At 40.6% G+C, this 20,153-nt stretch carries 20 protein-coding genes and 7 tRNA genes; 21 read left to right on the forward strand and 6 right to left on the reverse strand.

All coding sequences use genetic code 11. From position 1 onward, the window contains the following. The first annotated feature begins 3 nt into the window (after positions 1–3). The 11 genes from MHH41_RS02605 to MHH41_RS02655 all read left to right on the forward strand — a co-directional run bounded on the left by MHH41_RS02605 (position 4) and on the right by MHH41_RS02655 (position 6,433). On the forward strand, positions 4–1,041 hold the full coding sequence (locus MHH41_RS02605; RefSeq protein WP_003214035.1) for an alpha-ketoacid dehydrogenase subunit beta: 1,038 nt from the start codon (positions 4–6) through the stop codon (positions 1,039–1,041). A gap of 17 nt (positions 1,042–1,058) precedes the next feature. Then, on the forward strand, positions 1,059–2,195 hold the full coding sequence (locus MHH41_RS02610) for a dihydrolipoamide acetyltransferase family protein (protein ID WP_340865576.1): 1,137 nt from the start codon (positions 1,059–1,061) through the stop codon (positions 2,193–2,195). A gap of 18 nt (positions 2,196–2,213) precedes the next feature. Next, positions 2,214–3,593 (forward strand): dihydrolipoyl dehydrogenase, encoded by a 1,380-nt coding sequence (gene lpdA, locus MHH41_RS02615; protein WP_284905675.1) that lies wholly within the window; start codon positions 2,214–2,216, stop codon positions 3,591–3,593. 108 nt (positions 3,594–3,701) lie between these two features. Beyond that, positions 3,702–5,549 (forward strand): sigma-54-dependent Fis family transcriptional regulator, encoded by a 1,848-nt coding sequence (locus MHH41_RS02620; protein WP_340865578.1) that lies wholly within the window; start codon positions 3,702–3,704, stop codon positions 5,547–5,549. A gap of 209 nt (positions 5,550–5,758) precedes the next feature. Then, a tRNA-Asn gene (locus MHH41_RS02625) sits at positions 5,759–5,833 on the forward strand. 4 nt (positions 5,834–5,837) lie between these two features. After that, positions 5,838–5,928 (forward strand) — tRNA-Ser (locus tag MHH41_RS02630). A 9-nt stretch (positions 5,929–5,937) separates the two neighbouring features. After that, positions 5,938–6,009 (forward strand) — tRNA-Glu (locus MHH41_RS02635). A 21-nt stretch (positions 6,010–6,030) separates the two neighbouring features. Then, positions 6,031–6,105 (forward strand) — tRNA-Gln (locus tag MHH41_RS02640). A 30-nt stretch (positions 6,106–6,135) separates the two neighbouring features. Beyond that, positions 6,136–6,211 (forward strand) — tRNA-Lys (locus MHH41_RS02645). 7 nt (positions 6,212–6,218) lie between these two features. Then, positions 6,219–6,301: transfer RNA gene (locus MHH41_RS02650), tRNA-Leu, on the forward strand. A gap of 48 nt (positions 6,302–6,349) precedes the next feature. Next, positions 6,350–6,433 (forward strand) — tRNA-Leu (locus MHH41_RS02655). A gap of 168 nt (positions 6,434–6,601) precedes the next feature. On the opposite strand, the gene MHH41_RS02660 is transcribed toward MHH41_RS02655, so the two are convergent. Together MHH41_RS02660 and MHH41_RS02665 are read right to left on the reverse strand one after the other, a co-directional pair. Then, positions 6,602–7,426: a hypothetical protein gene (locus MHH41_RS02660; RefSeq protein ID WP_340865579.1), complete on the reverse strand. Its 825-nt coding sequence runs from the start codon at positions 7,424–7,426 to the stop codon at positions 6,602–6,604. Positions 7,427–7,908: 482 nt separating this feature from the next. Next, positions 7,909–8,472 carry a GNAT family N-acetyltransferase gene (locus MHH41_RS02665; protein ID WP_340865582.1) on the reverse strand — a complete coding sequence of 188 codons (564 nt, stop codon included), beginning with the start codon at positions 8,470–8,472 and terminating at the stop codon, positions 7,909–7,911. Between the two features lie 215 nt (positions 8,473–8,687). Between MHH41_RS02665 and MHH41_RS02670 the strand changes: the two genes are divergently transcribed. Further along, positions 8,688–9,194 (forward strand): GrpB family protein, encoded by a 507-nt coding sequence (locus tag MHH41_RS02670; protein ID WP_340865584.1) that lies wholly within the window; start codon positions 8,688–8,690, stop codon positions 9,192–9,194. 321 nt (positions 9,195–9,515) lie between these two features. Then, the gene (locus MHH41_RS02675) at positions 9,516–9,719 is read left to right on the forward strand and encodes a cold-shock protein (protein ID WP_003214229.1); all 204 of its coding nucleotides are present in this window, start codon (positions 9,516–9,518) and stop codon (positions 9,717–9,719) included. Positions 9,720–10,000: 281 nt separating this feature from the next. Here the strand turns inward: MHH41_RS02675 and MHH41_RS02680 are convergent, their stop codons facing one another. After that, entirely contained in the window at positions 10,001–10,462 is a 462-nt protein-coding gene (locus MHH41_RS02680; RefSeq protein WP_106030184.1) for a CarD family transcriptional regulator, read from the reverse strand. Between the two features lie 248 nt (positions 10,463–10,710). Then, positions 10,711–11,760, reverse strand: a complete 1,050-nt coding sequence (locus MHH41_RS02685) for an NAD(P)-dependent alcohol dehydrogenase (protein WP_003213908.1) — start codon at positions 11,758–11,760, stop codon at positions 10,711–10,713. Positions 11,761–11,977: 217 nt separating this feature from the next. Between MHH41_RS02685 and MHH41_RS02690 the strand changes: the two genes are divergently transcribed. Continuing rightward, positions 11,978–12,379, forward strand: coding sequence for a MerR family transcriptional regulator (locus tag MHH41_RS02690; RefSeq protein WP_113386745.1), 402 nt, complete (start codon positions 11,978–11,980; stop codon positions 12,377–12,379). 42 nt (positions 12,380–12,421) lie between these two features. Here the strand turns inward: MHH41_RS02690 and bglS are convergent, their stop codons facing one another. Then, the gene (bglS, locus tag MHH41_RS02695) at positions 12,422–13,153 is read right to left on the reverse strand and encodes a beta-glucanase (protein ID WP_003214284.1); all 732 of its coding nucleotides are present in this window, start codon (positions 13,151–13,153) and stop codon (positions 12,422–12,424) included. Positions 13,154–13,458: 305 nt separating this feature from the next. Here bglS and MHH41_RS02700 point away from each other — a divergent pair, with 305 nt between their 5' ends. The 7 genes from MHH41_RS02700 to MHH41_RS02730 all read left to right on the forward strand — a co-directional run bounded on the left by MHH41_RS02700 (position 13,459) and on the right by MHH41_RS02730 (position 19,876). Beyond that, on the forward strand, positions 13,459–14,037 hold the full coding sequence (locus MHH41_RS02700) for a TetR/AcrR family transcriptional regulator (RefSeq protein WP_050945624.1): 579 nt from the start codon (positions 13,459–13,461) through the stop codon (positions 14,035–14,037). A 72-nt stretch (positions 14,038–14,109) separates the two neighbouring features. Then, a complete protein-coding gene (locus MHH41_RS02705) occupies positions 14,110–15,549 on the forward strand; it encodes a DHA2 family efflux MFS transporter permease subunit (protein WP_050945631.1) in 1,440 nt (479 codons plus the stop codon). A 195-nt stretch (positions 15,550–15,744) separates the two neighbouring features. Next, positions 15,745–16,638, forward strand: a complete 894-nt coding sequence (locus tag MHH41_RS02710) for an alpha/beta hydrolase (protein WP_212046667.1) — start codon at positions 15,745–15,747, stop codon at positions 16,636–16,638. A 140-nt stretch (positions 16,639–16,778) separates the two neighbouring features. Continuing rightward, a complete protein-coding gene (locus MHH41_RS02715) occupies positions 16,779–17,144 on the forward strand; it encodes an MmcQ/YjbR family DNA-binding protein (protein WP_003213869.1) in 366 nt (121 codons plus the stop codon). Positions 17,145–17,249: 105 nt separating this feature from the next. Then, positions 17,250–18,011 (forward strand): SDR family NAD(P)-dependent oxidoreductase, encoded by a 762-nt coding sequence (locus MHH41_RS02720; RefSeq protein ID WP_050945638.1) that lies wholly within the window; start codon positions 17,250–17,252, stop codon positions 18,009–18,011. A gap of 105 nt (positions 18,012–18,116) precedes the next feature. Next, positions 18,117–18,869, forward strand: coding sequence for a helix-turn-helix domain-containing protein (locus MHH41_RS02725; protein WP_340865593.1), 753 nt, complete (start codon positions 18,117–18,119; stop codon positions 18,867–18,869). Next, the gene (locus MHH41_RS02730; protein ID WP_340865595.1) at positions 18,866–19,876 is read left to right on the forward strand and encodes an alpha/beta hydrolase family protein; all 1,011 of its coding nucleotides are present in this window, start codon (positions 18,866–18,868) and stop codon (positions 19,874–19,876) included. Before MHH41_RS02725 ends, MHH41_RS02730 begins: the two co-directional genes overlap by 4 nt. Here MHH41_RS02730 and MHH41_RS18755 read toward each other — a convergent pair. Next, positions 19,873–20,130 (reverse strand): UPF0715 family protein, encoded by a 258-nt coding sequence (locus MHH41_RS18755; protein WP_374726261.1) that lies wholly within the window; start codon positions 20,128–20,130, stop codon positions 19,873–19,875. The genes MHH41_RS02730 and MHH41_RS18755 overlap by 4 nt on opposite strands. Positions 20,131–20,153: the final 23 nt, after the last annotated feature.

The raw sequence follows: 20,153 nt of genomic DNA on the forward strand, positions 1-20,153 counted from the left end.
GAAATGACAAGAGAAATCAGCATGTCTAGTGCTTTGAATGAAGCGATTAAACTGGCAATGAGAAGAGACGAAGATGTCATTTTAATGGGAGAAGATGTTGCGGGTGGCGCTCATGTAGATCACTTACAGGATGATGAAGCATGGGGTGGTGTTCTTGGTGTAACGAAAGGAATCGTCCAGGAATTTGGACGTGAGCGTGTCCTTGACACACCGATTAGTGAAGCCGGCTATGTAGGCGCGGCTATGGCAGCTGCTTCAACAGGGCTAAGACCAATTGCGGAGCTCATGTTTAATGATTTTATCGGTACTTGTCTGGACCAAGTCCTGAATCAAGGCGCAAAATTCCGATACATGTTTGGCGGAAAAGCAGAGGTTCCAATCACGATTCGAACGACACATGGGGCGGGTTTTAGAGCAGCTGCCCAGCATTCACAAAGTTTGTATGCACTATTTACAAGCATCCCTGGATTGAAAGTAGTTGTGCCTTCTTCACCATATGATGCCAAAGGGCTGCTGCTGGCAGCCATCGAGGATCAGGACCCTGTCATCTTTTTTGAAGACAAGACGCTTTACAATATCACAGGAGATGTGCCGGAGAGGTATTACACACTGCCGCTTGGTAAAGCAGATGTGAAGAGAGAAGGATCTGATGTAACCATCTTTGCAGTAGGCAAACAAGTGCATACAGCACTCGAAGCGGCAGAGCAATTATCTGCTCAAGGTATTGAAGCGGAAGTGATTGATCCAAGAAGCTTGTCGCCGCTCGATGAAGAGGCCATTCTGACTTCAGTAGAAAAAACAAATCGACTTGTCATTGTCGATGAAGCAAATCCAAGGTGCGGAATTGCCGCAGATATCTCTTCTTTGATTGCAGATAAAGGATTTGATTTACTTGACGCTCCAATCAAAAAAGTAACGGCTCCTCATACACCGGTACCATTTTCACCACCTCTTGAAGATATATATCTGCCAACACCTGATAAAGTTGTGAACACCGTATTAGAGCTGATTGGCAAGAGCCATGACAAGATCTTGAACTAAAGAAAGGAGAGAGGGAGATGGCGGTCGAAGTTGTGATGCCTAAATTGGGCATGTCGATGAAAGAAGGAACGGTATCTGTCTGGAATAAGGAGGTCGGTGAGACCGTAAATAAAGGGGAAAGCATTGCAAGCATCAACTCCGAAAAAATTGAAATGGAGATCGAATCACCTGCTGAAGGAACCATATTGGATATAAAAGTATCTGAGGGAGAAGGTGTACCGCCTGGCACGGTCATCTGCTATATCGGTGAAGGAAATGAACAAGTGGAAGGAAAAGACCTGCAGCCAAAACCTAAGAAAGAGAGAAAGAAAATCTCTCCTGTTGCCCGTAAAATGGCGAATAGCGCCAACCTAGACATTGATACGCTCGTGGGGACAGGACCAGGTGGAAGAATTACGAAAGAGGATGTGCTTCATGCGCTTCCTGAACGGAAAGAGAAAAAACAAGAAGAGAAAAAACAAAACGAAACAGAGCATCAACCTATTAACATGATGCGGAAAACAATTGCCTCAAGAATGATGGAAAGCCTGCAAACAAGTGCACAATTAACTATTACGATGAAAGCGGACGTGACAAAACTTACAAACTTACAACAACAGCTGAATGAAACAGCCATAGCACGTTACGATACAAAGTTGACCATCACCGATTTTGTAGCCAAAGCAGCGATCCTTTCGTTGTTAGAACACCCTGCGATGAACAGTCAATATCATAACGGAGTTGTGGAAACCTTTGAGAATGTCCATCTTGGGATTGCTGCTGCGTTAGATAACGGATTGGCTGTACCGGTCATTCGGCATGCGGAGCGGTTAACGCTGATAGAGCTGGCGAAGAGCATTAAATTGTATGGTCAAAAAGCACGTGAAGGAAAGCTTCTCCATGATGAAATCCAAGGTTCGACCTTTACATTGACCAATCTTGGAGCGTATGGTGTAGAGCATTTCACGCCAATTTTGAATCCTCCGGAAGCAGGTATCCTTGGCGTCGGAACAATGTATGACACCCCTGTTTATCGAGAGGATGAATTGTGCAAAGGGACCATCCTGCCTCTCAGTCTTACGTTTGATCACCGCTTACTGGACGGAGCACCGGCATCCGCATTTTTATCAACGGTCAAAGCACATTTAGAAGAACCAATATCCATTCTTTTATAGGAAGAAGGTGAACGTACCATGACACTGGTCATTATAGGAGGCGGACCAGCAGGTTATGTGGCGGCCATAACAGCCGCTCGTTTTGGCAGGGAGGTTGTGTTAATTGATCAAGGTCAGCTGGGAGGTACCTGCCTCAATGAGGGCTGTATTCCAACCAAAGCACTTTTGCAAAGCGCCGATATGTATGAGCATGTGAAATCGGCTGGACATTTTGGAATTGAGCTTCCAGAACATGAGCCTACCATCCAATGGGATGCTGTCCAAAAACGGAAGCAGTCTGTCGTCAAGCAGCTCACTGATGGTGTTCGCTACTTGATGAATAAAAACAAAGTCACCGTGGTAAATGGGAAGGCTTCATTTCTATCAGCACATGAGCTATTGATAGAAAGTGAAGGAAAGTCTGAAATCATTCAAGCAAAACAAATCATTATTGCATCAGGGGCAGCGCCTGCTGCTTTACCGTTTGCACCTTTTGATGGCGAATGGATTATTCACAGCAAGGATGCCATGTCACTTTCTTCGATTCCAAATTCGCTTTGTATCATTGGGGGCGGGGTGATCGGCTGTGAGTTTGCGAGCATCTTTAGCAGAATGGGATCAAAGGTTGTCATGGTTGAACGGGCAGTGCACATTTTACCTGAAGAAGATCGTGATATTGCACAATGTCTTCACGAGCAGCTCGAAGAAACGGGTGTAGACATTTTGACGTCCGCCGCAGTCAAGCAGCTTGATTCCTCTTCAAGTAAAGTAGTGGTGGAGAATAATCAAGGCGAGCAGTGTGAAATCCAGTCGGATCTTTGCTTAGTGGCCATTGGCAGAACTCCGCGGCTTGGAGAGTTGAATCTTGATCAGGTTGGTATTGCATTTGATAGAAACGGTATCTACGTCAATGAACATATGCAAACCAATCTCCCGCATATCTATGCGTGCGGTGATGTGACAGGTGGGGTCCAGCTTGCTCATACTGCCTTTCATGAAGGAACGGTTGCGGCATCCCATGCATCAGGTGAGCATGTAAAGGTCAATGAGCAAGTGATTCCGAGGTGCATATACACCTCTCCAGAAATAGCCAGTGTTGGTTTAAATGAAGAGAGTGCTAGAAAACAATATGAGGAGATTCGGATAGGGACATGTGCATTTTCTGCAAATGGAAAAGCATTAATCTTAAATCAACCAGCCGGTCACGTAAAGGTCATTGTAGAACCGCAATATCAAGAAATATTAGGTGTTTCAATTATCGGACCGCATGCAACAGAACTGATTGGACAAGCGGCGGTGATGATGCATACAGAGCTGACCGCTGATACATTAGAGCAGTTTATTGCGGCACATCCGACACTTTCAGAGGCGATACACGAAGCCTTTCTGCAAACCATTGGACGAGCGGTGCACTGCTGAAAAAGGCTTCTTTTCTATCCGATTGACTTCTAGGGTTAGCTAATGATAATTGAAAGCGCTTTTATAATTATCTATAATGAATAAAAAGCCCCTAGAGGAGAGGATGGAATGAATCCGACGCCTTGTTATTTAAATACGTGGAAACGTTTTGTTCGTGAAGGTTTGCTTGATCAGTCTCGTCTGAATAAGAGAGTGGTAGAATCATGGCACAGGTGTAAACAGGCAAATGTGAATCCGTATTTAGATAAAGGACAGTCGTTGTTAGAAAAGGAGCGTTTCAGTGCCCAAAAAAAGAAATATTCATTATTCCTAAATGCGGCTCTTCCTTACTTAAATAAAATCAGTCAGCAATTAAAAGAATCTGACATGCTGGCCTTACTCATCGATGCAGACGGTTATGTGCTAAGTCTGACAGGAAGCGAAAGAACGATGGTGGAAGCAAAAAGAATTAATTTTATGGAGGGTTCACGCTGGACTGAAACAGATGTAGGGACAAACGCGATCGGAACGGCACTCGTCATCGGAGAAGCGGTGACGATCAACGGAACTGAGCATTTTTCTATCGCCTCTCACCATTGGAGTTGTTCAGCCGCTCCTATTCGCGATGCAGGTGGTACAATCATAGGGGTGATTGACATCTCTTGTATGACGGATAACAAGCACCCTTTTATGCTTGGAATGGCTTCAACGGTTGCTTATGCCATCGAGAGAGAAATTCAAGTCCAGCAAAAAAGGAGAGAGTTGGAGCTCATCACTCATTGTCTCCAGCAGGTGGAAACAGACGAACCGTATGTGGTCTGTAATGAAAAAAAGCAAATTGTGTCTGCCAGCAGGTCGATTAGAGAACGATTTTCAGACTGGTATGGAATGGATGTCGAGCGGCTTAAGGGTCATCCATTTGTTATTCGGGGAAAGCAGATCATTCAATCAGAGCAAGACAGGAAGGTGCTAGGCATGTCCCTTTCCCTTGAAGAAGCAGCGAAAAGCAGCATCACCGTTTCTTTTGCTCAATTTCCCGGGGAATCAGGAACAAGTAAGGTATTTCAACAGACGCTTAACGAGATGAAGAGAGCAGCACAAACAGATGCTCATGTGTATATTTGGGGAGAAACAGGGACAGGGAAGGAACTCGCCGCTAGAGCCATTCATTCCGCCAGTGAAAGGCATAAAGGGCCGTTTATTGCTGTTAATTGCGGAGCCATTCCTGAAAGCCTGTTAGAAAGTGAGCTGTTTGGCTATGCTGAAGGGGCATTTACAGGGGCAAAACGTCACGGAGCTAAAGGCAAATTTGAACAAGCTCATAAAGGAACACTCTTTCTAGATGAAATAGGCGAAATCCCATATGCGATGCAAGTAGCGCTTCTTCGGGTGATAGAAGAAAGGGCAGTCGTACCGCTTGGCGGGACACACGAAATCCCTTTGGATATTCGGATTATTACAGCGACTCACCGTAATATGAACGAACTGCTGAAGGAAGGAAAAATACGAGAAGACTTGTATTACCGTCTTCATGTCTATCCGATCAATATCCCGCCGCTTAGAGAAAGAAAAGAAGACATTCATGATTTATATCGTTATTACCAAAAGAAGCACCACTGGAATGCAGCGTTTCCTGAATCATTTTTTCAGAAATTGCAAGAGTATCATTGGCCAGGAAACATACGAGAGTTTTTTAATCTGTTTGAGCATCTAAGGGTCCTCTTTCCGAAAGGCGGATGGATTGGTGAATCGCAATACGCTTCAGTATTAGAGGCGGTTGATCAGAAAAAGCAGAAGCTGCATCCAGCAGAGTGTACCGAGACTCCAAAAGAACTCACATTCAGGGAACGCATTCAAATGCAAACAGTGATAGACGCACTGCATAAAACGAAAGGTCATGTGTCAGAAGCAGCGAGGCTAGCAGGGGTGCCAAGAAGTACTTTTTATAAGTGGATGCGAAAGTTTCATCTGTCTTAATCTCATGGAAGGCTGCATCAAGGCCCTTGGTCTACTTGAAGAGGTCGGGGGCTTTCTGCCAAGTTAAACAAATGGCATGGAAAAAGGCTTGACTGTTATATTAGTATATGTTAAATTATAAAAGCCGTCGCAAATTGAGCAGGAATGAAACGCTTAAAAATTCTTGACACATTTTTCTGGCATATATATAATGAAACATGTCTTATTATTCCGCAGTAGCTCAGTGGTAGAGCTATCGGCTGTTAACCGATCGGTCGTAGGTTCGAGTCCTACCTGCGGAGCCATAATGGAGAAGTACTCAAGTGGCTGAAGAGGCGCCCCTGCTAAGGGTGTAGGTCGCGCGAGCGGCGCGAGGGTTCAAATCCCTCCTTCTCCGCCATTATTTTATGGCCCGTTGGTCAAGCGGTTAAGACACCGCCCTTTCACGGCGGTAACACGGGTTCGAATCCCGTACGGGTCATGTTTTGTTTTTTTCATTCGTTGGGCTATAGCCAAGCGGTAAGGCAACGGACTTTGACTCCGTCATGCGTTGGTTCGAATCCAGCTAGCCCAGCCATTTTTTTATATGTTTTTCTGCATAGCAGATGAGCCATTAGCTCAGTTGGTAGAGCATCTGACTTTTAATCAGAGGGTCGAAGGTTCGAGTCCTTCATGGCTCACCATTGTCACGCGGGTGTGGCGGAATTGGCAGACGCGCTAGACTTAGGATCTAGTGTCTTTATGACGTGGGGGTTCAAGTCCCTTCACCCGCATTGTTTTTTCAAACAGTGCACTTATGAATATATGAGCACATCATACACGCGGTCGTGGCGGAATGGCAGACGCGCTAGGTTGAGGGCCTAGTGGGTGAATAACCCGTGGAGGTTCAAGTCCTCTCGGCCGCATCTAAGAAACCAAAGGTGGTAAACCTTTGGTTTTTTTATAATATCTAAATAAATCTATTCACTTATTTTAAGTAAGTGGATTTTTTTGTATAAAACAGATATTTTTATATAATTAGGAACTTTATTATTTTTCTGTTTCACTTTACTTTGTATTATTCAATAAGTTGTTTAAAGCAAAGCAAGAACTTTTTCATAAAGGAAAGGAAAAAGGATATAAAACGCTAAAGATAAAGAAAATGTTCTTGATAGGTTTTTATTTTCTGGTAAATAAAGAACCTTAGTGATGTATGTTGTAACGATAACGGCAGTAATAACATGAATTATTAGAAGAAATGGCATAAAGTGATCAATGGTTGAATTCACTGTTACTTGTTCAGAAATTTTTTGTGCATTTTCTTGAATTATTTTCATGTTTATAGGGTTGTTATTCCAAAAATTTAGAGTTTTAAAATTTGCTATCGCTGTAAAGAAGATTATAAAAAGATTTCGAATTAGAGCATTTTTTGTTAAAAGAGAACTTAGAAAAACAGCTGTAATTAAACCGAACGATGCGTGAATAACAATTGTTCCTGCAACTTGGAAAGAATCCCAAAAAATATAACTATAATTAATAATATCTTTTAATTCGAATTTTTTAAAAGATGAAAAAATTTCATTTAACGCTACTATAATAATCAAAACTAAAAATGTTTTAGTCATAATAGACTCTATAAAATTTGCACGAGAATTTAATTTTGCTTGTTTTTCTTTAAATTCTTCTTTTTTTTGTTGATGGTAATAATAATGTTCTTGAGCATGATTGTGTTGAATAGCAACATTAAATTCATTATAATAGCCATTTTGTATAAAATTATAGTTTTGTTGTTGAGACTCTTGAAACTCTTTTTCTCTTTTAAGACGATTTTGTGATAAAGATAAGAACAAGCCAACAATAGGTATTATTCCGCTACCTATTAACAATATAGCTCTTTCAAAAATAACAGCATCAAACAAAATATACATCCTTTCAATAGTTTATGAACTAAGTATACAATTTTTCCGAAAAATGTAAAAGGATGTTAGTTTGTAAATTGATAAGGAATTTTAATGATGAAAGAATTATATGATTAATTTTACTTTTCCTTTAATAAAGTTGAATGGTTGGTCATTATGAAACGAATGTGTTTTTACAAAGACTCCACGATAGAAATTTATTATGTAAATTCATTTGGCAGGCTTGTAACATGAACTTGTATTTAATAAATTGAAATAGATATTTCAATCTGTTAAAGCTGGCCATGAATTGCCCACATTCTTTGGAAAGTGTAATAGTATGTATAAATAACCCGTAGAGGTTCAAGTCCTCTCGGCCGCATCAATGATATCAAGGGGGTGAGTCCCTTGTTGTTTTTTGTAACCAAAACTGACCACTTACTTTTATAAAATATGTTATGCCTTTTTGTTTTAATAGCATCCGTTATATTAAGCGTACAATGTTATTTTATTATGGAATAAAAACAAGTGTCAGTCAGCTTGCTTCCATCTGCGGATAAATCATCATTTCTCAAAGTGCCTTCAAATACAAAGCCAAGTTTTTCTGGGATAGCTCGACTTTTGAGATTTGTTGATTCACACCTTATTTCAATTCTTCTAAATTTGATATTGTTTAATCCGAAGTCAGCCAATTTCTCCACTGCTTCTGTCATATATCCATTTCCACTAAATTTTGTATTTACCCAGTACCCGATCTCACATTTAGGAATGGTCCAGTCAATCCTCTGAAGACTAGTTACCCCGATGAAGTGATTACTGTTTTTATCAAAAATAAGAAAACGAAAACTTTCTCTCTCTAAAAAATTGATATGAGCATTTCTTAAATTGATCTCTGTTTCTTCAACACTAGGAAGTTCTTGAGCAAATGGCAACCACGCTTTTAATTCAGAAAAGGAATCCTTTATTGCTTGGTTTACAATTTTCCCGTCTCCTGCTTGGTGTGGTGCTCGAAGAACGAGTCTTTCTGTCTCTAATTGTAAAGGAATATCTAAAAACAAAGGATTCATTTGATTTCTCCTCTCGGAATTTTATATTTTAGCGTGAATGAAGAGTATGCGGTTCAATGTATACGTTGTCAATTTATTGTAGCAGATATTTGATCGATTCTTTAGAATATGAAGGAGCATTTTAAATAAGTGGACTTTTTGTTTGAGATTGCTCTCTGGTTAGTTGTATTAAAATTTCCAACTAAACAACGAAAACATAAAGTGGAGTTGAGTAAATGCTTGGATTACCAAGAGGGGAAGTTTTTTTAGTTCCTTGGTCTGCTGAATGGGGCAAAGAATTTGAAAGGGAAAAGAAACGAATAGTAGAGGTCATTGGGCAGTACACGGTGAATGTGCATCATATTGGAAGTACAGCAGTAAATGGTTTGAGTGCGAAACCTATTATTGATATTGCGATTGAAATAGATCATTTTCTTGACGGGAAACAGTGCGTAACAGCTTTGCGAAGGCTTGGTTATTCATATAGAGGGACCAATGTTTTACCTGAAAGACACTATTTCAACAAAGGAGAACCACGTACTCACCAAATCCATATGTATCAAACAGGCAATAGATATTTACTCGAACAGTTAAATTTTAGGGATTTTTTAAGAAGTGACGAATTAGTGAGAAATGAGTACGAGCAGCTCAAATTGAACCTATCTAGTTTAAATAAAAATGACAAACACAAATATGCCGACGGAAAAACTAACTTTGTTCAGTCGATTTTAGAGAGAATTTAGATAAAGATTTCTTTTCGTGCTGAAAAAAACTGATTTTATGCACAAAGGAGAGTTTCTTCTTTTTAACCAAAACCAACATTCTTCTTTAACATAGCTAAATGAACGTTTCATCATTAAATCCCTGTCTTATTTGTGTTACCATAGCACATTTTGTGCTCTTTTAAATCCTAAATTGCAATTATTTCCGAATCATGTTACAATAAGATTAATTATTTTTGTTCGGCGTAAAGGATAGCATGAAGAAAGACTTTTCGTCTTGAGGATACTTTGGGCAAGGATAGTATAATACATTGTGTGATAACGCACTAGGAGGCAACAAACATGGAACAAGGTACAGTAAAATGGTTTAACGCAGAAAAAGGTTTTGGATTTATCGAACGTGAAGAAGGCGACGATGTATTCGTACATTTCTCAGCTATCCAAGGTGACGGATTCAAATCTTTAGACGAAGGTCAAAAAGTAACATTTGACGTAGAGCAAGGTTCTCGTGGAGCTCAAGCTGCTAACGTTCAAAAAACTGCTTAATCTTCATTTTTTTAAAACAGGTTCTCTGTAGAGAGCCTGTTTTTTTGTGCTTTCATTTATTTCTTCAATAAAAAACCCTACTCAGCGTACAAGTAGGGAGATGTTACAAGGTAATCGTAAAAAAATTCATGCTTCAAAGGTTTATCAACAGTATAGCATATTGGATTTACAATATGCGGAATTTGCCTAAATAAATTCTTTTTTCTTTCATTAATTGAAGGGTGGGTCAGAGAACTTGAATTCAAAAATGGTGAGGGATGCCCAAAAGAGCGGCAGAGTTCTTAACAGAAACTTTTGATTTGTTTTTCTGTAATCCCTTTGATGACCTCTAATTCACTTAGCAAAAATTCATGGGCATCATCTAGCATTTTCTTTTCACTTGCATTTAGTGCTTTCTCTTTTTTCATACGCATCAGGTCACGTACAACTTCAGCACCGTCTTGGATGCTACCCGTTTTTATTTTGTTTGTATTAATTGTATGTCGTTCTTTCCATGTCAGTATTTGCTCTGATTTGCCATGCTGGAAAATGTCCATCACATTGTTTAATGCCAGTATATCTGTAACAGGTCTAATGCGTGAACCCGATATTTTCCGTGTTGGAATCATCACTTTCATATGACTGATTGACATATTAATCACATAATACTGTTGTTTTTCATCAGAAAATTCTTTTTCTTCTATGGCTTCAATTATACCTGCTCCGTGCATTGGATAAACAATGTTATCACCAATTTGAAACATATCATCCGCCTCCATATCATGTATCTACTTTAAGGGTACCACACTTAGAGATAAAATAATCAAATTTTTAATAATAACATGTTTATTTATTTTTTGTCAATAAATTTAGTTCTAAAAAAAAGAGATGATTTCATGAAAATGTTGGATGATTTTTGAACATATCCTCTAAAATCTCACTACAAGAAAAACAGGATATCCACCATTAAAAAAGACCAGCCATTGAGCTGGTCTTTCCAGATAGAATCCGATCATAATGTCGAAATATCAATGACAAACCGATAACGCACATCACTTTTCAGCACACGTTCATACGCTTCATCAACTTGACTTGCGTTAATCACTTCAATTTGTGGTGCGATATGGTGAGCAGCTGCGAAATCGAGCATTTCTTGTGTTTCTTGGATGCCGCCAACGAGTGAACCAGCAATGCTACGGCGGCCGGAAATTAATGAAAAGACATGGAATTGATCTGGATTAGGCGGTGCACCGACATTCACTAAGGTTCCATCCACGCGAAGTAAGGATAAATAGGCGTCTACATTGATATTGGCAGAGACTGTATTGAGAATGAGGTCATATTGACCGGCTAATGTTTTAAATGTATCGGGATCACTTGTGGCAAAATAGTCTTTTGCACCAAATGACAGTGCCTCTTCTTTTTTATTCATAGAGCGGCTCAATACCGTGACTTCAGCGCCAAGTGCACGTGCGAATTGAATGGCGACATGACCGAGTCCACCCATCCCGACGATGGCCACTTTTTTACCCGGGCCTGCCTTCCAGTGCTTTAACGGAGAATAAGTGGTAATGCCAGCGCACAGAAGAGGACTTGCGGCATCAAGGGATAGTTGATCTGGAATGCTGACGACAAAGCGCTCTGTCACGACAATCTTCTGACTATAGCCGCCATAAGTTGGTTCTCCGTCATAATCAATGCTATTATAGGTTTGGACGACTCCTTTCGTGCAATATTGCTCGTCTCCGTTTTGGCAATATTCACAGGTGCCGCAGGAATCAACAAAGCAGCCAACGCCTACACGGTCTCCAATCTGAAATTTCGTCACAGCATCACCGACAGCCGTAACAACTCCAGTAATCTCATGACCCGGAACCATTGGGAAAATACCGCCGCCCCATTCATCAAAGGCGCTGTGGATATCTGAATGACAGATCCCGCTAAATTGAATATCAATTAAAATATCATGTGGACGAAGTGCTCTTCGTTCAATGGTTGTCCGTTCAAAATTCGCTTTTGCATGTGAAACACTTAAAACGTTTGATTGGTGCGTCTGACACATTCTGGATCATCCTTTCAAAAGTAAGATTCTGTTCTACTTCTATACTGTACGTCTTAAAGTGAACTCTAAGTCAATAGAGAACCCTCTTCAGGCTTTTCAACATCCTTAAATAAAGAATTGAGCCAAAAGCATCTTGCGTTCTCTATCAAATTGGAGATGATGAGAAGAAGGAATTTCATTTTTCATAAGGTGAAAGAAGAAGAGAAGGGTGAAAACAATGAAAATAGCACAAGCCGCCAAGCAGCTCAATTTATCTACTGCTACGCTCAGGTACTATGAGAATATTGGGTTAATTCGACCGATCCGGCGGGATGAAAACGGTGTTCGTGATTATGCAGAAGAGGATATTCAGTGGATTGAATTTATAAAATGCATGAGAAATGCGGGTCTCTCAATTGATGCACTTCGAGAATATACGGCTTTATTTATCGAGGGCGAGGATCATACCCTGTCCTCGCGGAAAAGTATTTTGGTCAATGAGAGAGAAAGACTTGTAGAAAAGCAAAAGGAAATCGAAGAGACGATTAAGCGGTTAGATTACAAGATAGAAAGTTATGAAGATATTATCCACAGTTATGAACAAAAGCTCGTTCATCAACTAAAAACCAATTCCATTTGAATGAAGAAAAACCTGTGACAAGTCACAGGTTTTGTAATGTGGTTATCTTTTTGTGTAACGCACCCAGTTATAATGCGCATGGAGTGGTGTAACACCGTTATAGGAGCCGAGCCATTCATCGACACCTGCACCATTCCAGAGGTTCATCATAATCTTTCCTGGTGTTTGAGGGATTTGAGTAGTGGCAGTATGTTTTAATTGTCCGTCCACATACCATTTAATCGAGTTAGGCTGCCAGTCAAATGCATACGTGTGATAAGAGTTTGCTGCATCAAAACCAAGGTTGACGATCTTTTCATGATTTCCTACACCATTGGTATAGTAGTTAAACTGAACCTTTGTCGTATCTTTTCCTAGAAATTCGATGTCAATTTCATCCCAAGGCGTACCATCAGTCGGTCCTGTATAAGTAAAGAACGAAGACACGATCCCAACATTTTTGGCTGGTTTCATGCTGACTTCATAAAGCCCGTAGCCATATGTTTGAGTGGAACGATTTTCTCCGCAGTCAAACTTATTATAGGAAGGACTTGTAAGCGATAACCGCATTTCCCCTAACGACGTCATGGAGACATTGTTTGCACGCCACGTACAGTTAAACATGTTTCCATTCGAGTACCCATCGGCTTTTTGCCATAACCCCGTATTATAGTTGTTAAAAGGCTCATAAAACGACCCGCCTGTTTGGGCCGAGGCACCCGCAGTAAATGTGGACAAACTCAAGACGATTCCAGTGACAAGCAGCATTAACATTCGTTTCACACGGTAAGACATGTAGGCATTCCCCTCTCTTGTTTTGAAAGCGTTTTCTTAATTGATCATACATGATTCTCTCGAAATGGAAAATCGGTCTAATATATGATATTAAAGAGGATATTTTACTAGACTCTTCTATTTTTTTATAGGAAGTTATGAAAGAAAATGATCTTTTTCAGGCGATTTACTAAAGAATGATTGACAAAGCGGACAGTTGTCCGTAAGATAATACCGGTACAATTGTCCTAATGAAAATCAAAAAGTTTTGATTGAACACATAGAGAGAAGTGCAATATGGATGAAGGTAAAGAAGGTGAAGCATCATGGAAAAGGATATTGGGAAGGAAATTGAAGAAGTCGCTTTTACTTTGTTTCAGGAATTTGGTGTGGAAAATGTCAGCATGCATAAAATTGCCAAAACAGCTGGTGTTGGGCAGGGTACTCTTTATCGCCGTTATGCCAATAAAAGTGATTTGTGCCTTTCGATCCTTGGAGAAAGATTTGAACAGCTGATCCCTGCTTTGCATCTTTACTTGAGCAAAATCAGTGACCAGCCAGTTCGTGAACGTTTGCGTTATGTGCTCGAAGAAATTCATCTCATTGTCGGTCATCATTTAGACTGGATTCGGATGCTTACGATATCTGGGAATTTAGAGCAGACAAGCAAAGTGTATGACTGTCATTACAGTCAATCGCTTAGGCAAATGATTCGTGATTTGCTAGAAGAAGCAGATGAAAAAGGGGAAGCGAACATACAGGATATTGAACTGACGACACTTTGTATGTCCTCTCCGATGACGCCTGAACTGATGTTTTATATTCATGAATCTGGTTATTCAATCGAAAAAATCGCTCAATTCGCTGCAGAAAAACAGATTTTATCTGTTTTCAATAGACATTGAAGTGGCTCATTTCTGACCGTCCTTACTTCCTATGATTGATTTAATTTGAAAAAGAAAAGGAGCCAACCTACTATGAACAAACAGCAAGCAGCAGCTTCTCATATTCGAACGCTGCCCATTATTATCTCATTTATCACAGCCGGTTTTATTGGCCTGTTCAGTGAAACGGCACTAAATATGGCGCTGAGAAGCTTAACGTTAGACTTTGGAATTGAAGCGACGACAGCTCAGTGGCTGACAACAGGATATTTATTAACACTTGGTATTCTCGTACCAATTTCAGGACTCATTCTTCAATGGTTTACAACAAGACAGCTTTTCATGACATCGCTCGTCTTTTCGATCATTGGAACTTTTATCGCAGCAGTTGCGCCAGTCTTTAGTATTTTAATGGTGGCACGTGTCGTACAGGCAGTCGGAACAGCATTGCTTCTTCCATTGATGTTCAATACGATTTTGGTAATCATCCCGCCTCATAAACGAGGTAGATCTATGGGGATTATAGGTCTTGTGATCATGTTTGCACCAGCTGTTGGTCCAACAGTCTCTGGCCTTATTTTGAAATCGCTGACGTGGCATTGGATTTTCTGGATTTCACTTCCGCTATTAATAGCTGCACTCGTCTTTGGTTTTATCTTCATGCAAAATATTACTGAGCCAACAAGACCGAAAATCGATATCTTATCGATTGTGCTTTCAACCATTGGTTTCGGAGGAATTGTGTATGGCTTTAGTAGCGCCGGTGAAGGCGGCGGCTGGAGCAGTATGCATGTGATCGTGGCAATTGTAGTAGGTGTCATTGGGATTCTTGTATTCTCTCTCAGACAGTTGAATATGAAGGAACCGATGCTGAACTTAAGCCCGTTTAAATATCCGATGTTTGTCATTGGGTTACTGCTGATCTTAGTGTGTATGATGGTGATGCTGTCTGCTATGATGATTTTGCCATTGTATTTGCAAACATCCTTGGCACTAACGACCTTTACAGCAGGTTTAATGCTATTGCCAGGTGGAATTATCAACGGTCTGCTATCTCCTATCATGGGTGGTTTATTTGATAAGTTTGGACCGAAATGGCTTGTGATTCCAGGGCTTGCGATCGTCGCAGCGACGATGTTAGGTTTCACCAATCTAAGTGTGAATACATCAATTGGATACATTGTGACTCTTCATATTACATTAATGGTCGGAATCGCGATGATCATGATGCCTGCACAAACAAATGGATTAAATCAGCTGCCGCCAGAGCTATATCCGCATGGTACAGCGATTATGAATACATTGCAGCAGGTGTCAGGAGCCATTGGTACTGCGGTCGGTATTTCAATCCTTTCATCAGGAACCCGCAGCTTTATGGAAAATGTGGCTGATCCTGCAAATCCGATGAACAAGCTGCTCGCCTTTACAAATGGCGTCCAGCATGCATTTATCTTTGCTGTGATCATGACAGTCATTGGTTTGATCATCGCTTTCTTCATTAAACGAGTGAAGGTAGAACAGCAAGTTTCATAAAACAGATGAAAAGCACTGAGGACTTAGCGCCGCAGTGCTTTTTTTATTTTCTCAATGCTTGTTTCAAAGAGGGCGAAAATGGGGAGATAGATAAAAAGTGAACCAATGTGAATGTGCTGCTGATTCAGTAGAAGGAAAAGAGGAAAAAGAAACGAATGAGTTAAGAAGAAATAAATAAGACAGGAGACTGAGATCATGAACTTAGAAGAACAAATCAAAATCGCTGAGTCATTACGTCAACCATCTGAAGGTTCATTACCGAGTCAATCGGAACTAAAACCAGTCCATCCACCTGAAGTGAACAAAATGGAATATGACATTCCAACAAGTGCTGGCGAAACAAAGGTATGGGTATTTAAGCCGGTCAACACATCAAAGCAGTCGCTTCCTGTTTTTGTGAATTTACATGGCGGAGGATTTATTCTAGGCAGTGCTGAAATGGATAACCACTGGTGTCCGGTCATTGCAGACCGAGCCCAATGTATCGTCGTCAATGTCGAGTATCAGCTTGCTCCAGAGCACCCTTTCCCAGCCGCTCTTCATGAATGCTACGATGTGCTGAAGTGGCTGTATGAACACCCTGATGAGCTTCAAATAGATCCCAAAGCAATAGCCATTGGCGGACATAGCGCAGGAGGAAACTTGGCAACGGCTGCTTGTCTCTTAAATATTCAAAAAGGGAACCAACTCCCGATTGTCTATCAAGTGCTTGATTATCCGCCACTTGATTTAGCCACTGATCCAGCACAAAAGCCAGCGTTTGAAGAAGCGATCCCAGTTGAAATGGCGAGGCTCTTTAATGCCTTCTATCTGCAAGGCCAAGATCCGCGCAATCCGCTCGTTTCTCCAATCTTTGCCGATCGTTCATCCTTGGCACAAATGCCACCAGCTCTCGTTATCACAGCTGAAAGAGATTCGCTAGCTCAAGAAGCCGAACAATATGCTGAGAAGTTAAAAGAAGCAGGGATAGACGTCACGTACAGACAGTTTAAAGGAGTCCCTCACGCCTTCACGCATGCCGGAGATTTAGAAATAGCTGAAGAAGCTTGGCATCTCATGAGTGATCAATTGAAGAAGGCATTTGAATAAGAAAGAAGCATTGATAGAAAAGCACAGAACCCAGCGGGTCTGTGCTTTATTGTTGTGAAGTGAATGAAAAAAATCAGATATATGCCTTCATTGTCGATATAATAGAAAGATAGAAGACGACTTAAAAAGGAGCAAATCTAATGGAAAAAGAGAATCTACAGGCATTTTGCCTTTCTTTAAAAGGAGTCACCCATGATTATCAGCCAGAATGGCAGGCAGATCGATATCATATTGGTGGAAAGATGTTTGCTATGATGGGCGGGGATGCGAATCGAAAGCCTGTGATCACTTTAAAATGTGACCCTCAACGTGCTGAAGAACTAAGAGAGATGCATGAGGGGATTATTCCGGGCTATTATATGAATAAGACTCATTGGAATTCCATCTACCTTGATGCAGACATTCCAGCTTCATTTGTAGAGGAGTTAATCGAACATTCCTACCAATTGGTTTTTCACAAATTAACAAAAAAATCTCAACATGACATCCTCCAACATGATGAATGAAGATAGACAAGCTAATCACCCCTGTGATTCTCTTCAAAATTGACTAGAGCGAAGTGCTGTCGTTATAATTTAACTAGTTAGAAGACGTTCATAGGGGGATATAAAATGAGCTATACAGTCATTACAGGAGCAAGTTCAGGTATTGGATATGAGGCGGCACTGGCCTTTGCAGCACGAGGCAAAAATCTTATTTTAGCTGCACGCCGGCTCGAGAAACTCCAAGAACTGAAGAAGGAAATTCTTGATCAATATCCCGATATCGAAGTAAATATACAGTCTGTCGATTTAACCGACATGGAGCAAGTGTATTCATTTTATGAATCATTGGCTGAATATGAGCTCGACACCTTCATTAATAATGCAGGATTCGGCCATTTCGGCTCGATAGGAGAACAGGATGTAAGTAAAATTGGAGATATGCTTCATCTGAATATCGAAGCCTTAACGATTTTATCCACTTTATTTGTTCGTGATTATGAGCAAGTAGAAGGGGCTCAGCTGATCAACATTTCTTCAAGAGCGGGCTATACAGTCGTCGGCAATGCCGTCACCTATTCGGCCACAAAGTTTTACGTGAGTGCCTTTACAGAAGGACTGGCACTAGAGTTGAAAGAAAAGGGAGCTAAGTTACAGGCAAAAATATTAGCACCTTCTGCAACAGAATCGGAATTTGCAAAGCGTTCATTAGATGTAGATCAATTCGAATATGAAGGCAATATCAAGAAATATCATACATCAAAAGAAATGGCAGCTTGTCTGCTCGAGCTGTATGATCATGAGAAAACAGTCGGTATTGTTGACGGCAAGACATTTGATTTTGAATTGAAAGATCCGATTTTTTCACATGCTGGTCCAAGTATGAAATAGAAATGACACATCACTGAGGGAAGATGTCCTCGGTGATTTTTTTATGGCATGATTGACTGTGTGGTAACCACATGGTTTAGACTATGTACACAAGGAGGGAATCTAGTGACGTATGTAACAAGTGGAGAAGTATGTAAGCTATTAAACATCACAAAGTATACGCTTCGTCATTATATAGAACAGGATCTCGTCCGCCCTGCGAAGGTCGCTCAAAATGGATACCAATTATTTGATGAAAAAGAAATTTACACCCTTTATCAAATCCTCTTCTTAAAAAAGGCGGGGTTTTCTTTAAAAGATATCAGCGAGAGCTTTTCGAAAGAACCCGGTATGACTCTGTCCTATCGAGGTATGCTGGATCAGGTCGAGAAGCAACTACAGGAATTGAGCGAAGTGAAACAGCGTCTGGAGCATATGCTGTCGATTCAAAACAGCCTTCAGCTTAATCAAACAACGACTCAAGATCGGCCAATTCGTTATTTAAAACAGATCCCAGATCATCTTCTAAAGAGTGAAACAGAGCTCGACTTTAAACAAATCGTTCACCAAAAGGAGCTGGATCTGTCTCTTTTTGAGGAGAGATATTATGTGATCAATCTGCAAGATGACTCAACCATTTCTTATTATGTATCAAATGAACAGGATTACGATGTGAGACTGGATGCTGGTTCTTACGCGGTCAAAAGTTTTTTAGCCGGGGATGAAGAGAAAGTCATTGAAGAAATTGAGGCTTTTCTACACGAAGCTCCGTTTGACCAGCCTTCTTATATGATCTTATATGAGAATGTACCAGTCTCTGTCACGTACCAAGATTCCATGGTGTACACAGTTGAACAGAGAGCGGGGAATAGAAATTGAAAAAAAGGGTTTGGCTGATCATCGCAGTGGCGGCCTTCATTTGTATCACAGCATTTGTATTTTATGAAAACAGCTTTGCTATGAATGAAAAGGAAGTCGTCATGGAGACTGCGGATGGGACATTATCAGGTATCGTCACAACACCTAAGAAGGAGTCAATAAAAGGAATTGTCCTTTTTGTACACGGAGATGGTCCACAAAATGCCACATATGACGGAGGATACAGACCTTTAATGGAACGCTTTGCAAAGCAAGGCTATGCGTCTATATCATGGGATAAGCCCGGGGTGGGTCAATCAGGAGGAAACTGGCTGCATCAATCCATGGATGATCGTGCAAAGGAAGTAGAGAATGTGATCAAATGGGCGAAGAAAGAGCATAATCTTCAATCAAAACAAATCATCTTATGGGGAGCAAGCCAAGCGGGCTGGGTGATCCCAAAAGTAATGACAGATCGAACCGATATCACAGCCTCCATCCTTGTCGGGCCTGCTATCAATTGGATGAGACAGGGAAGGTACAATACACTTCAAACATTAAAAGAAACGAATGCATCTCAAGAACAAATTCAAAAAACAATCGAAAAAGAAGATGAGCAAAACAAATTATTAGAAGAAGGCGCGGCATTTCGCACATATCAAAAGAAAACGGACGATCAAGAGATGACAAAAGATCGATTTGAATTCATACAAAAGAACATGAAAGCCGATGCCACTTCAGATATCAAGCGCATCCAATCACCGATCTATTTGGTTTTGGCACAAAATGACCGAAACGTAGATTCCGCTGAAACAAAAACGATCTACGAGAAAGAAGTAGCACCTCAATGGTTGCATATTCAAACAATAAGAGATGTAGAGCATTCAATGCTGAATCCGCTCATTCATCATTCAAATACTCTGATCACATTAGCAGCGATCGCCGCACCGAAAGACTTCCTGCTTAGCCAAGCGTACTTGGATCATTGTGAACATATACTTGAGCAGCTAAAAACACCTTCACATTAGGTGTTTTTTTCATGCGTTCTTTGATAAAGCAAAGAATCAAAGATCCAGTAGATGAGACTGCTCATGATAATGATAGGTATAGATACTGAACTCCCAATACCATCGATCACAAAAAGCATGACAACCATTGCGATCAGTAAATAAGCAGCAAGATAAAGTGGATGGAAAGCCTTTGGCTGCAAAGAAAACAACAACTGCAAAGGAACCGCAAAGACGAAATAACAAACAAAAAAGATGGGAACGTAAAATACCATGAACGCAGGCTCTCCCTGAATCG

Source organism: Bacillus sp. FSL K6-1145, assembly GCF_038003425.1.
In the GTDB taxonomy this organism is placed as follows: Bacteria; Bacillota; Bacilli; order Bacillales; family Bacillaceae; genus Bacillus; species Bacillus pumilus.

Excerpts from the sequence above, each read along its gene's own strand:
- MHH41_RS02605 (WP_003214035.1), top strand. The coding sequence starts at position 4 with ATGACAAGAGAAATCAGCATGTCTAGTGCTTTGAATGAAGCGATTAAA.
- MHH41_RS02610 (WP_340865576.1), top strand. The coding sequence starts at position 1,059 with ATGGCGGTCGAAGTTGTGATGCCTAAATTGGGCATGTCGATGAAAGAA.
- lpdA (WP_284905675.1), top strand. The coding sequence starts at position 2,214 with ATGACACTGGTCATTATAGGAGGCGGACCAGCAGGTTATGTGGCGGCC.
- MHH41_RS02620 (WP_340865578.1), top strand. The coding sequence starts at position 3,702 with ATGAATCCGACGCCTTGTTATTTAAATACGTGGAAACGTTTTGTTCGT.
- MHH41_RS02665 (WP_340865582.1), bottom strand. The coding sequence starts at position 8,472 with ATGAATCCTTTGTTTTTAGATATTCCTTTACAATTAGAGACAGAAAGA.
- MHH41_RS02670 (WP_340865584.1), top strand. The coding sequence starts at position 8,688 with ATGCTTGGATTACCAAGAGGGGAAGTTTTTTTAGTTCCTTGGTCTGCT.
- MHH41_RS02675 (WP_003214229.1), top strand. The coding sequence starts at position 9,516 with ATGGAACAAGGTACAGTAAAATGGTTTAACGCAGAAAAAGGTTTTGGA.
- MHH41_RS02680 (WP_106030184.1), bottom strand. The coding sequence starts at position 10,462 with ATGTTTCAAATTGGTGATAACATTGTTTATCCAATGCACGGAGCAGGT.
- MHH41_RS02685 (WP_003213908.1), bottom strand. The coding sequence starts at position 11,760 with ATGTGTCAGACGCACCAATCAAACGTTTTAAGTGTTTCACATGCAAAA.
- MHH41_RS02690 (WP_113386745.1), top strand. The coding sequence starts at position 11,978 with ATGAAAATAGCACAAGCCGCCAAGCAGCTCAATTTATCTACTGCTACG.
- bglS (WP_003214284.1), bottom strand. The coding sequence starts at position 13,153 with ATGTCTTACCGTGTGAAACGAATGTTAATGCTGCTTGTCACTGGAATC.
- MHH41_RS02700 (WP_050945624.1), top strand. The coding sequence starts at position 13,459 with ATGGAAAAGGATATTGGGAAGGAAATTGAAGAAGTCGCTTTTACTTTG.
- MHH41_RS02705 (WP_050945631.1), top strand. The coding sequence starts at position 14,110 with ATGAACAAACAGCAAGCAGCAGCTTCTCATATTCGAACGCTGCCCATT.
- MHH41_RS02710 (WP_212046667.1), top strand. The coding sequence starts at position 15,745 with ATGAACTTAGAAGAACAAATCAAAATCGCTGAGTCATTACGTCAACCA.
- MHH41_RS02715 (WP_003213869.1), top strand. The coding sequence starts at position 16,779 with ATGGAAAAAGAGAATCTACAGGCATTTTGCCTTTCTTTAAAAGGAGTC.
- MHH41_RS02720 (WP_050945638.1), top strand. The coding sequence starts at position 17,250 with ATGAGCTATACAGTCATTACAGGAGCAAGTTCAGGTATTGGATATGAG.
- MHH41_RS18755 (WP_374726261.1), bottom strand. The coding sequence starts at position 20,130 with ATGGTATTTTACGTTCCCATCTTTTTTGTTTGTTATTTCGTCTTTGCG.